The organism is Flagellimonas ulvae, assembly GCF_049333175.1.
Classification (GTDB): domain Bacteria; phylum Bacteroidota; class Bacteroidia; order Flavobacteriales; family Flavobacteriaceae; genus Flagellimonas.
This window is the reverse complement of the sequence record NZ_CP186325.1, coordinates 3546591-3559085: the sequence shown is the minus strand read 5'-3', so window position 1 is coordinate 3559085 and position 12495 is coordinate 3546591. Positions and strand designations below refer to the sequence as shown.

The following is a 12495-nucleotide window of genomic DNA, read 5'->3' as shown; positions in this document are numbered from 1 at the left end:
ATGGAAAAAGGAATCGAATCCATTTTCAAACCGCACTTAGAGCCGAAAGAAGTGTACAAAGGAGGTAAAAACCCCCCAAAGGAATCCAACAAAAAGATATACAAGCTTTCCTCAAACGAGAATCCATTGGGACAGTCCCCAAAAGCCACTGAAGCTCTTATAAAAGCAGCTACCAATGTTGCTATCTATCCAGACCAAACAGATATTCGATTACGAGAGGCACTGGTAGCTGACTTTGACCAACAGTTAAAGGTGGACCAATTTATCTGCGGAAACAGTGGTTCTGAAATCATTGATATGTTGTTGCGGGCCTTCATCAATGAAGGGGATGAGGTAATTTACTCCAATCCCTGTTTCTTGCCCTATTCAGTTTTTTCAAGATGGTATGGGGCTAAATTGATAGATATTCCTCTTAAAAATTCCAATTACTCCTTAGATGTTGAAGGTATCTTGAACGCTATCACCCCTAAGACCAAAGTAATCTTTTTGACCAGTCCCAACAATCCTACGGGAACCTATATTCCAAAAAACGTACTTGAAGATTTCCTAAATCGAACTCCAAAGAACATCATCATTGTTTTTGATGAGGTATACAGACATTTTGCGAATGCCGAAGATTACACCTCAGCCCTACCCTATGTAAAAGCAGGCCATAATGTTATTGCCATTAATAGTTTTTCCAAAACCTATGGTTTGGCCGGTTTACGAGTGGGGTATTGCTATACCACTTCTAAAATAGCCAACTACATTCGTCAAATCCATAAACCTTTTCTTTTACCGTTAACATCCTTGGAAGCGGCCATAGGTGCTTTACATGATTCAGAATTCGTTGCTGAAACGGTTAAAACCGTTCTAGAAGGAAGAGGGTTCTTGGAAAATAAATTCCAAAGACTTGGAATTACATATTGGCCCACACAAGGGAACTTCTTCATAATAGACCCTCCCATACCGGAATTTGAATTTACCGATTTTCTGATGAACGAGGGTGTAATGGTTCGTCCTGTTTCACAGTTTGGAGCTCCAGGAAAAGTACGTATTACTATAGGCACTCAAGAAGCAAATGAAGCCTTAGTGAAAGCTTTGGAAAAAATAAAGGGGCTGTCTAAAAAAGAGTAAAAGTCGTCATTCTGAATTCATTTCAGAATCTCAATATTTTGAAGTACAAATATTTAAATGGAACCTGAAACAAGTTCAGGTTGACGAAACCATACTTTTTAGACAGCCTCTTTCTTATGAACTTTAGCTCTATTTATTGTCTGGTGAATACTGCATCGGCCCCAGTGAAATTCTGAGCATCGATGTCCTCACCTGCAATGATTAGAGTGTTATCTCCTTCCAAGGCGATGGTTATGGTCTCTTCTTCCAAATTTTCGTTGATGAAGGTAAGTTGATTCCCTTCCAAGGACCAAACTGAATTTTCCGTATCGCTTTCTGTGGGACATGGGATATCCAATCCGTTCATTCCAACATTAATGGAAATAAAACTGGCTCTATCCACAGATGTAACCGTACCATCTTCATTAAAAGTGAATGTGATTAGGTCACAGTCAATTCCCTGAAGGAATGCTATGATTTCTTTGCCAAAGTCAAGGTCATCATCGTCTACTCCACTATCAATGCGTAGGTCAGTTAGTACCCAAGTACCAACCAAAAGGTTTTCTGAATTCATTGCATCATTGCCATCCGCATCATTGGAACAAGAAAACGATAAGGCAACAACAGCAAGAAACAATACTATCTTTTTCATGATTTTGTTTGTGAGGTTATTTCGGAAATAACGCAAAAACCATAAAAAAAGTATCGCAATACGCTCAAAACTAGAGCACAAAACGGTAGGTAGCCTTTAAAAGAAATATGTTTTGAGGCTGTTGTCCAAAAATATTATCACTCAATCCATCCAAGAGACCTTGTGATGGGTCACCATCTTGTGAAATATCCTGAGACCATACCAAAAAGATTTCCGAACCCGGAATATACTCCCATCGAATCACCAAATTGGAACGAAACTGCACAAACGAGAAATCCGGGTCGTCAAAGCTAAAATCTGTTACACCTGTTAGATTTTCATCCACCGAATACGTACCATCTTCAAGAGTAACCTCATTGTCGGAATAGGCCAAAAAACGATTTTCAAAACGCTGGGCGGTAGCATCTGTAACATGTTTGAAATTAGAGTAGCGTCCGCGCGAAATAAATGGCTGCCCCCAATATTGAATGGTCAAATTGGGATTGATGGTATAGTTAAATCGAAATGACATACTAAGGGTTCTCTGCTGAATTTCACCATTTAGGTACCTTGGAGTACCATTTACATCATCAAAATTTTCTATAAACTGTAATTGGTCATTATTTATGCTCAAGGACGGAAAAGCGGAAACACGGATGGCATTTACCGGCTGATAGACCAATCCGGCCTCAATAAAATAAGATCTGTAGGAGTCATCAACGGCCTTTTGCCCGCGATGGAAGAAATTGAAACGTAGCTTTTTCCTGTTGTCCGTCCGTATTGAGTTCCAAAAACTTATGTCTGGGGAGCGTTTTAACCTGGGTCCACCACGTAAAGCAAAATTGTCGTACCGTCTTGGTCCATAATTGAACCCAAAATTACTGAACCAGTTGTTCTGCCAATTTTGCCAGCTGTTGGTATTGAACCGTAGAATGTTGTTATTACCGTTAAAATCCCAAGCACTCCAATGATTGTAATTGATTCCTACTCTTCTAAAAGTTTTATCTGGTTTTAAAGTTTGATACCCTACCCAAGTATAATGTCGAATATCATCAGATTGTCTTTGAAATCCAATATCGTTCAGTTCCAATTCTGGAGATCTCCATGTACCTCCTGTCTCAAATCGCCAATGTCCACTACCAATTTTACCTATTTGAAGATTCCCTGCACTCCCTGTCAAAGAAGTTCTATTTGGGTCTACTGAAAGATGGCTAGCATCCACTCTTTGGAATAAATGTGTAATGGATTCTTGGGTGTTTTGGATTGCCTCTTCACTTCCTTGTACATGACTTAGAATAAAATTTCCTTCCACATACCAATCCCTGTTGTGCCATTGATGTTTAAAATCTACCCCACCGGAGTAAGCGGAGCGATGTAAAAAGTCCAGTTGCTCCGTTAGATTGTCTCTATTGGTGGCCGTAAAAATTCCACCTATATAGGAATTCCTATCATTAAAATCCTTTTGAAGCCTTCCTACAAAATAGTTGGTCAATGGCTCCACCATTTCCCTTCTTCCGTCCCCTTCTTCATTCACGATTGAAGCGTAGCGACGTGCTGTAACACTTTCCAAGACCCCTATGGCCCATCCATCCTTGGTTTTGCCACTAAACTTCGCAGCACCAATAATGGGAGTGTTGGCGGGTTGGTCTACGAATTCATTATCCGAAGTATCGGGAGACCCTTGAGGACTTCTTCCTATTCTACGGGAATAAAAAACATTATCAAATCCAAAGGTATTTCCAGCTTCAGATTGTGATACATTAAAATCAAATATATTCTTGTTTTCTACGAAGAAAGGGCGTTGTTCTCGAAAGAAAATCTGGAAACCATCGAGAGCAATGGCAGACGGGTCAGCTTCAACCTGACCAAAATCTGGATTTACTGTCAAATCCAAAGTCAAATCGTTGGTAATACCAATCTTTGCATCCAATCCTACAGTTACATCATTATCGTTTCCGTCCCTAAAAGGATTCCCTTCCTCAGCTTCATAAGTTTCTCCACTTGTTACTGTATACGGTTGTATCTCCAACTGTTTTTGTGGCTCTATATTCTTCAGTCCATGTAGTTCACCAAACTCACTTACCCATCCAGGTTGGTCTATTGGTTTTCTCTGCCATAAGGAACGTTCTTCGGCCCTAAAAAACCTTCTGGTTGACTGAAGTCCCCATACTTGGTCATCTGCTCCACTGAATTTCAATTGACTAAGTGGAATTTTAAGTTCAGCAGTCCAACCTTCTTCGTCCACATTGGTTTTGGTATACCAGATGGGGTTCCAACTTCCATCCCAATTACTCCCATTGTTTGAAACAAATTCGTCCCCTTTTACCCCGGCAGCTGTAACCGTAAATGAAAAAGCAGTGCGTTTATCATGGTAACTGTCAATGTTGAATTCTACCCAATCTCCATCAAATCCATCTCTACGAGACAATCTTTTTACAATTTTATCGGGTTCAGCATCATAACATCGTACACCTATATATAAGAACTTGCTATCGTATACTATTTTAAATTTAGTTTGATAACTAGGCGGTGTATTCTCATCGGGCTGCAACTCTACGTAATCTCCTGTCCATTCTACGGTATTCCAAACTTGATCATTAAGTAGTCCATCAATGGAAGGTGGTTGATTTTGCTCAATAGCCTTGGTGACATAAATCTTTTTAGGGACTACTTCTATTGAGTCTTGTGCGCTTGCCCAAATGGAAAGAAAAAGCAGGGCCAGCAAAAGGGTTGGTTTTCTCACTGTTTCCGTTTTTTGATTTGATAATTAAACTAAAGACCTATAAAAATTGAATCAGTTACAGTTTGACTCAATTTTAATTTAGACTTTAACATATCTTAGACCAAAACTTTGAGGTAACCCGAAACACCTTCAAAAATTAAAAAATAATCAATAACAACCATTTGTAATTCAATCTAATAATTGTACATTTGCAGCCCGTTAAAAACGGATAGGTTATTAAAAGATTAATATTCTCACAGTGGATACATTAAGTTACAAGACAATTTCCGCAAATAAATCAACGGTTTCAAAAGAATGGTTGTTGGTTGATGCAGAAGGACAAACATTGGGTAGATTAGCTTCCAAAGTAGCTAAATTACTAAGAGGAAAGCACAAGCCTAATTTTACTCCCCATGTGGATTGCGGTGACAACGTAGTTATCATCAACGCAGAAAAAGTAAATTTGTCTGGAAACAAATGGGCGGAAAAAACGTACCAAAGATATACGGGTTATCCTGGAGGTCAGCGTGAAACGACTGCTACTGAAATGTTGGACAAACATCCTGAGCGTATTGTTGAAAAGTCTGTAAAAGGAATGCTTCCAAAAAACAGATTGGGTGCCGATCTTTTTAGAAACTTAAAGGTGTACGCAGGGACAGAGCACGGCCACGAGGCACAAAAACCACGAACAATAAACTTAAACGACTACAAATAATGGAAGTTGTTCACAAAATAGGTAGAAGAAAAACAGCAGTAGCAAGGGTTTATCTTTCTGAAGGAAAAGGAAACATCACAGTAAACAAAAGAGATTACAAAGATTATTTTGGAACTGCTCCTTTGCAATACAAAATTCAACAAGCATTTGCTTTGACTGGCGCTGAAGACACTTACGATGTAAAAGTAAATGTATATGGTGGTGGAATTACAGGTCAGGCAGAAGCTATTCGCTTGGCTCTTTCAAGGGCTATGTGCGAAATAAATGAAGAAAACCGAACTGTTCTTAAACCAGAAGGTCTATTGACAAGAGACCCCAGAATGGTGGAACGCAAGAAGTTTGGACAAAAGAAAGCGAGAAAGAAATTCCAATTCTCCAAACGTTAAGAATACCGGACAGTTTTTGTCCACAATTATAAGTTCATTGAAAACCCTAAAAACCATTCAGGGTTATATTTTTAATCAAGTTGTCGTTGTTCCAAAGAGCAAACATCAACTTTTTGGATACTAGTTTAGCATCTAAATGAAAGGGGCGAACCAAAGGTGACCACCCTTCCATTGCTAATACAACGGAACGTAAACTAAGTACAAAAGATGGCAAGCAAACCAGAAGTTAAAGACTTATTGGAAGCAGGTGTACACTTCGGACACCTAACAAGAAAGTGGAATCCCAACATGGCCCCATATATCTACATGGAGCGAAACGGAATTCACGTAATTAATCTTTACAAGACCGTAGCAAAATTGGATGAAGCCAAAGAAGCATTGAAAAAAATAGCTTCTTCAGGCAGAAAAATCCTTTTTGTTGCTACAAAAAAACAAGCAAAAGACATTGTTGCCGATAAGGTATCCAAAGTCAACATGCCGTACATCACAGAAAGATGGCCAGGGGGAATGTTGACCAACTTTGTAACCATCCGAAAAGCGGTTAAGAAAATGGCTGCGATTGATAGGATGAAAAAAGATGGAACTTTTAACACCCTTTCCAAAAAAGAAAGATTGCAAGTAGACCGCTTAAGGGCTAAGTTGGAGAAAAACTTAGGTTCCATAGCAGACATGACACGTCTTCCAGGTGCGATTTTCATTGTAGATACCATGAGAGAGCACATTGCGGTAAAGGAAGCTCAAAAATTGAACATTCCTATTTTCGCTATGGTGGATACCAATTCCGACCCAAGGCCAATCGATTATGTAATTCCAGCAAATGATGATGCAGGTAAATCAATCGAAGCAATTTTAGGAGAGGTGACCAATGCCGTTGCTGAAGGACTTGCTGATCGTAAAAACGACAAGCAAGAAGAAAAAGCAGCAGAAGCCAAAGAAAAAGAAACCGCTGAAGCTCCAAAAGAAGAAACAGCAGCTGTAAAAGAGACTCCTGTTAAAGAAGAAACACCTGCGCCAAAAGTAGAGGCAGTTGCAGAAGAGACTCCGGCAGAAGTAGTTGAGGAACCAAAAAAAGCTCCAGCAACAGCCAAAACCGAAGTTGAAGATCTTACTAAAATTGAAGGGATTGGACCAAAAGCAGCTGAGGCGCTTAATAATAAAGGAATCAATACCTATGCAGATTTAGCTAAGACAGATGCGGAAAAAGTCAAGGAGATTTTAACCGAGGCTAGCTCAAGAATGGCACATTTGGACCCAACAAGTTGGGGTAAGCAAGCCCAAATGGCTGCTGATGGCAAATGGGACGAGCTTAAAGAATGGCAAGATAATGCCAAGGGAGGAGTAGAGTAATCTATCTTAATTGTCTTCAAGCGAATTACCACAACACTGTTTTACATTATACAAATTTTAAACAAATAAAAAGATGGCAAAAATTACCGCCGCAGATGTAAATAAACTTAGAAAAATGACCGGAGCTGGAATGATGGACTGTAAAAAGGCCCTAGTCGAAGCTGATGGTGATTTTGAAAAAGCAATTGAAATCCTTAGAAAGAAAGGTCAAAAAGTAGCTGCAAAGAGAGCAGATCGTGATTCTTCAGAAGGTGCTGCCATTGCAAAGGTCAATGGAAGTCAATCAAGTGGGGTTATCATCTCTTTAAATTGTGAGACTGACTTCGTCGCCAAGAACGACACCTTTGTAACTTTAGCCAATGAATTAGCAGAATTGGCATTGGGCTTTGATAACAAAGATGCTTTTTTAAGTGCTTCATACAACGACATGACCGTTGCAGAAAAACTTACTGAGCAAACTGGTGTAATCGGAGAGAAAATTGAAATTGGAAGTTTTGCCAAGTTAGATGCTCCATTCGTTGGGTCTTATATCCACGCTGGAAACAAGATTGCTACTTTAGTAGGACTTTCGGCCCCTGTTGATGGTGCTGCACAAGCTGCAAAAGACGTAGCTATGCAAGCTGCTGCAATGAATCCCGTTGCTTTGAACGAGGAAGGTGTTGATCAGGCCACTATTGACAAGGAAATTGAGATTGCCAAAGATCAGTTGCGTCAAGAAGGAAAGCCAGAAGCTATGTTGGAAAACATTGCCAAAGGTAAATTGAAGCGTTTCTTCAAGGACAACACCTTGATTAACCAAGCTTTCATTAAAGATAGCAAGCAAAGTGTTGCTCAATATGTAAAATCTGTAGATTCCGGTTTGGAAATTACAGGATTCCAAAGAGTAGCATTAGGATAAGAAACACGTTTTCTCAATAAAAAAGGCCGCTTTAAAAGCGGCCTTTTTGTTTTCCCTAGTATTGTCTAATCATTTTGACTTGATATACACATCTCCATTGAAAGTCTTGAATAGCATTTCAGGTCCTCCCCCATTAATTTTACCTCGTACCCATTGTTCTATTTTCACCTTGTAGGTTCCGGATGAATTATTCTTGTTCACTTCTGGTCGGTTTGCAGAAACAGCCATATCAAAATCGGTATAAATCTCCCCCATATCCGACTTTGCCTTTACATCTGCTTTCAAAGAACTGGGAAATGTTATATTTAAATCTCCATTCAAACTACTAAAAGCCATGTTGGAATTGGATGAAATACTGTTAAAAGTAACATCAATATCCCCATTTACCGTATCGGTTGACGCTGAACCACTGACAGATTCCAAGGTTATGGCCCCATTAACATTGCTTACTTCCATATCTCCATTTACCCCCTTAACCCAAATATCGCCTTCATTTACAGTTCCAAGTTTCAATGAAAAGTTTTTAGGAACTTTTATTTCCAAATTGGTTGCCCTATTCCATTGCTCATTAACAATTTGCACCACATTATTCTTTTCTTCGGCACTTATATTTAGTGAGGTGTTACCAATACGCTTCATACCATTGGCTTTCCCTTTATCCTTATCCTTGTTTTTACCACCACAACAGTCCGTTTTTGACCCCAACGATGCTTTAATCACGACTTCTTTTCCTTCATAAGCTTCAACCTTAATGGAACCTGTCAGTTGATTCACCACTAACTTCCCAGGTTTAGAAGGTTCACTTAAAGGAACCGAAAATAAATCGATACTTTCCTCTTGGGCAAAAAGCCCGTTTACTGCCAAAAAAGCAATAAGCACTATTATATGTTTTGTCTTTTTCATCCTACTATATTTTTTTGATGTATACATTTCCATTTAAAGTTTCAAAATCAAACTCTACAGAGCCATTGCCAATTTGAACAACAGGTTGCGCTTCAATCTTGAACTTTGGTTTGTTGCCATTTCCACTAGACCTATTTGTTCTTGTAAATTGTTTGTTGATGTCAAAATCGGTGAACATTTCTCCATTCATACTTTTAAAAGAAATATTGGCGGAGAGGGCTTTTTGATAAGAAATATTAATATCCCCGTTGAGTGAATAATATTCAGAGGCTTCTTTGGGATTGTCAGCATAAGAAATGGTGACTTGTCCATTTATGCAATTTACCTTGGTCTTCCCGGTAATATTGGTAAGGGTAATCCCTCCATTAATATTTTCCGCCTTTAAATATTTGCCTCGGGTATCTTCAACTAAAACCTCTCCATTATTAACCGTACTAACATCAACAATCATGGAATTAGGAACCTTTACTTTTATGTTTAGGTTATGTTCATAGCTTAGTTCAAAAGAATTATCGCACCACTTATATCTGAGCTTCTCTTCATCAAATTCAATGTAGGGCGCATCAGGTCGAACAATAATCCTGTTGGGGAGTTGCGTGATTTTTACCTGCAGCTCAGACTTCCCTAAATCCAAATCAGATGGGTTTTCTGCTCTAATGGTTCGCTCAACTTCAACCTGAACGGTTCTTCCAGAATAACCTTCTACAGCAATAGAACCGAAAACATTCTTGACCACTAAGTCACTTTCCAAAGCATTGCTTACTTCCATCTCTTTTTTGATTACCTCGGTAAATTCTTTCTTTTGCGCCGTAATGTGCTGGACGCCCAGTCCCACACTCAATAACAGCATTACAACTAACTGTTTTCTCATTTTAAATACATTTTAACTGTTCGTAATTTGATTTTGCCCAAAAAAGGCTGATTGATAAATAAACTCCTATATGATAGACTCAATAGAATTCTTGATTTTCTTTTTAACCGTAGTATCCAGCTCCTGTTTCTTCAACAATTGTTTGAAAGGCTCAATGGATGCTTTTTCCTGCAAGGCCACCATAAGATTTGCCAAAGTTATCTGCATGATTGGGGATTCCTGATTGGGAATAGCCTGTATCAAGCCTTGACGCACCAAGGGATTATCTACATAATTGGTCAAAGATTCCACTGCTGCGAGTCTCACATTTACATTGGCATCGCTGTTCAATGTTTTCAGTAGGGCCCTGATTACGATTTCATCTACATTTTCAATTTTATTGGCTTCTCCCACACCCTGCAATCTTTGATTGGCAGATGGTTGCTCCAAAAGCGTTAAAACCAATTTTTGCCTCACCTCTTCGGTTTCCTTCTCAGCAACGGTATTTTTGGATGACGGTATTTCTTCATTGGGTGCCAAAAAATAGCCTAAGCCAAGACCAAGAACTAGCAAAAAAGTACCTAGTACTAGTTGGGGTCTAAACCATCCACGCCATCCGTCAAACACATTTTTTGAAACCTTTTTCTCACTCTTTGCCATCTCTTTATCAAGCATGTTGAAAAAAACATCATCCATTCCATTTGAAGGTTCAGGAGCATCCATACTTTGCATCGAATTCCAGGAAGCTTCCAATTCCTTATAGGCTTTTTTATATTCCGGATTTTCCTCCAATAGCTTATCAAACATCTCCCTATCAGCCCGTTTCATTTCTCCGGCCAAATAATCCATAGCCTTTATTTCAAATGTTTCCTTATTCATGTTCAACCTATTTCCAATTCCAAAAAAATACTTCTCAATTCTTTAAGAGCCCTATGTACTCTAACTTTTGCTGCGCCTTCCGAACAACCCATTATCTCTGCTAACTCAGAAAACTTAAGCCCTTTATATTTTGTCAGCACCAAAAGTTGTCTTTTTTCTTCAGGTAACTTTGCCATTGCTCTTTTCAAAAGCGCTTTGTTCCCTTCCGCTTCAATACCTTCGTTTAACTCATCCCCCATTGGGTCTCTTATTTCTATGTTCGAAGAACTACTTGACAATTCGTTTTTGGAAGCCTTTTTATGATGATCATAATTCACATTTCTGGCCATTCGAAACATCCAAGCGCCAAAAGTGCCGTCTCCCGAGAAAGAACTTCTATACTGCAGCATCCTCACAAATACATTTTGAACCAAGTCCTCACTCAATGATGGATTGTTTCCCAAATTATAGAAGAAGCCAAAAAGTTTCTTTTTGTGCCGTTCATACAATAGTCCCAATTTGTCAAGGTCTCCTTTTTTGACTTTTAGCATAAGAGCGTTGTCTGTAAGATCGTGCAAGCTTTTAGTTCTTTTTAGGTTTGTTTAAGGGTATACTGTACTAAATTGAAAAGGTTACAAAAAGTATTCTTTTTTATTGATTTTATTATGAAATCCTTGGGTTTTCTAAGCTCATACGGTAAATTTTTTTGATTATTTTTGTCCGGATTTCAACTCAGCCTACATGCAATACAAAAGAATTCTTTTAAAACTCAGTGGAGAAGCCTTGATGGGCGAACAACAGTACGGAATTGATGGAAAGCGCTTGGCGGAGTATGCTGAAGACATCAAAGCTGTTGTTGAAAAAGGCATAGAAGTAGCTATTGTTATTGGTGGCGGCAATATTTTTCGAGGTTTGTCTGGAGCGAGCCAGGGTATGGACCGTGTGCAAGGAGACCATATGGGTATGTTGGCCACGGTAATAAATGGATTGGCTTTACAAAGTGCCCTAGAACAACATGGTGTTGAGACCAGGTTGCAATCTGCCATTAAAATCAATGAAGTTGCTGAACCTTTTATTCGCAGAAGAGCCATGCGTCACTTAGAAAAGGGAAGGGTAGTTATTTTTGGCGGAGGAACTGGAAACCCATATTTTACAACAGATTCCGCTGCGGTTCTTCGTGCTATTGAAATCAAAGCAGACGTAATCTTGAAAGGTACCAGAGTTGATGGCATTTACACTTCGGACCCAGAGAAGGATAAAACTGCAACCAAGTTTGATAATATTTCATTTAACGATGTAATTTCAAAAGGACTTAAGGTAATGGACACAACGGCCTTTACGCTAAGTCAAGAAAATGAACTTCCAATAGTTGTTTTTGACATGAACACTAGAGGAAATCTCATGAAAATAGTTCAAGGAGAGCGCATAGGCACAGTTGTCAATGTGTAATTTGGCAGAGCTTTTGTAGCTAGACCTTAAAAACCTAAACGTATGAACGAAGAAGTAACATTTATACTTGATGCTACTAAAGAGAGCATGGATGGAGGCATTTCCCATTTAGAAAAAGCCTTGGTGAAAATTCGAGCGGGCAAAGCAAGTCCAGTTATGTTATCGACCGTAATGGTGGAGTATTATGGCTCTCCCACTCCCCTCTCCCAAGTATCCAACATCAACACTCCAGATGCTAGAACCATATCCGTTCAACCATGGGAAAAAAGTATCTTAGGTGAAATTGAAACAGCCATTATGAATGCCAATCTAGGTTTCAATCCCATGAACAATGGAGAAATGGTTATCATCAATGTACCGCCCTTGACCGAAGAGCGAAGAATACAATTGGTAAAACAAGCAAAGGGCGAGGCCGAAGATGCCAAGGTGAGTATTAGAAATGCAAGGCAAGATGCCAACAAGGAGCTTAAGAAGCTTGATATTTCTGAGGATTTAAAAAGTAATGCCGAAGTGGACGTACAAGAACTAACAGATTCTTACATCCAAAAAGTAGATGCCATCCTTACCATTAAGGAAGCTGAAATCATGAAGGTCTGATTCTATTGATTTTCCATAAGTCATCTTCTAGGAGTACAACCAAT

General features: G+C 39.1%; 13 protein-coding genes. 7 read left to right on the top strand and 6 right to left on the bottom strand.

The annotated features are described in order from the left end of the window. Positions 1-1116 carry a histidinol-phosphate transaminase gene (gene hisC / locus ACOKFD_RS16660; RefSeq protein ID WP_422858953.1) on the top strand — a complete coding sequence of 372 codons (1116 nt, stop codon included), beginning with the start codon at positions 1-3 and terminating at the stop codon, positions 1114-1116. A 133-nt stretch (positions 1117-1249) separates the two neighbouring features. Here the strand turns inward: hisC and ACOKFD_RS16655 are convergent, their stop codons facing one another. Both ACOKFD_RS16655 and ACOKFD_RS16650 read right to left on the bottom strand, forming a co-directional pair. Beyond that, positions 1250-1747: a hypothetical protein gene (locus ACOKFD_RS16655; RefSeq protein ID WP_422858952.1), complete on the bottom strand. Its 498-nt coding sequence runs from the start codon at positions 1745-1747 to the stop codon at positions 1250-1252. 70 nt (positions 1748-1817) lie between these two features. Then, positions 1818-4469, bottom strand: coding sequence for a DUF5916 domain-containing protein (locus ACOKFD_RS16650; protein WP_422858951.1), 2652 nt, complete (start codon positions 4467-4469; stop codon positions 1818-1820). 238 nt (positions 4470-4707) lie between these two features. Here ACOKFD_RS16650 and rplM point away from each other — a divergent pair, with 238 nt between their 5' ends. The 4 genes from rplM to tsf all read left to right on the top strand — a co-directional run bounded on the left by rplM (position 4708) and on the right by tsf (position 7794). After that, complete coding sequence (rplM, locus tag ACOKFD_RS16645; RefSeq protein WP_422858950.1) at positions 4708-5163, top strand: 50S ribosomal protein L13; 456 nt, start codon at positions 4708-4710, stop codon at positions 5161-5163. Further along, positions 5163-5549: a 30S ribosomal protein S9 gene (gene rpsI / locus ACOKFD_RS16640; protein ID WP_298994487.1), complete on the top strand. Its 387-nt coding sequence runs from the start codon at positions 5163-5165 to the stop codon at positions 5547-5549. Before rplM ends, rpsI begins: the two co-directional genes overlap by 1 nt. A 207-nt stretch (positions 5550-5756) precedes the next feature. After that, a complete protein-coding gene (gene rpsB, locus ACOKFD_RS16635) occupies positions 5757-6896 on the top strand; it encodes a 30S ribosomal protein S2 (RefSeq protein ID WP_298994490.1) in 1140 nt (379 codons plus the stop codon). A gap of 73 nt (positions 6897-6969) precedes the next feature. Beyond that, positions 6970-7794: a translation elongation factor Ts gene (gene tsf / locus ACOKFD_RS16630; RefSeq protein ID WP_422858949.1), complete on the top strand. Its 825-nt coding sequence runs from the start codon at positions 6970-6972 to the stop codon at positions 7792-7794. 69 nt (positions 7795-7863) lie between these two features. On the opposite strand, the gene ACOKFD_RS16625 is transcribed toward tsf, so the two are convergent. The 4 genes from ACOKFD_RS16625 to ACOKFD_RS16610 all read right to left on the bottom strand — a co-directional run bounded on the left by ACOKFD_RS16625 (position 7864) and on the right by ACOKFD_RS16610 (position 10956). Next, the gene (locus tag ACOKFD_RS16625; protein ID WP_422858948.1) at positions 7864-8697 is read right to left on the bottom strand and encodes a DUF4097 family beta strand repeat-containing protein; all 834 of its coding nucleotides are present in this window, start codon (positions 8695-8697) and stop codon (positions 7864-7866) included. A 4-nt stretch (positions 8698-8701) separates the two neighbouring features. Continuing rightward, a complete protein-coding gene (locus ACOKFD_RS16620; protein ID WP_422858947.1) occupies positions 8702-9568 on the bottom strand; it encodes a DUF4097 family beta strand repeat-containing protein in 867 nt (288 codons plus the stop codon). Positions 9569-9634: 66 nt separating this feature from the next. Further along, a complete protein-coding gene (locus tag ACOKFD_RS16615) occupies positions 9635-10426 on the bottom strand; it encodes a hypothetical protein (RefSeq protein WP_422858946.1) in 792 nt (263 codons plus the stop codon). 2 nt (positions 10427-10428) lie between these two features. Next, on the bottom strand, positions 10429-10956 hold the full coding sequence (locus ACOKFD_RS16610) for an RNA polymerase sigma factor (protein ID WP_422858945.1): 528 nt from the start codon (positions 10954-10956) through the stop codon (positions 10429-10431). A 190-nt stretch (positions 10957-11146) separates the two neighbouring features. Here ACOKFD_RS16610 and pyrH point away from each other — a divergent pair, with 190 nt between their 5' ends. Together pyrH and frr are read left to right on the top strand one after the other, a co-directional pair. Then, a complete protein-coding gene (pyrH, locus tag ACOKFD_RS16605; RefSeq protein ID WP_298994506.1) occupies positions 11147-11854 on the top strand; it encodes a UMP kinase in 708 nt (235 codons plus the stop codon). A 42-nt stretch (positions 11855-11896) separates the two neighbouring features. Further along, on the top strand, positions 11897-12451 hold the full coding sequence (gene frr, locus ACOKFD_RS16600; RefSeq protein WP_422858944.1) for a ribosome recycling factor: 555 nt from the start codon (positions 11897-11899) through the stop codon (positions 12449-12451). Positions 12452-12495 lie beyond the last annotated feature (44 nt).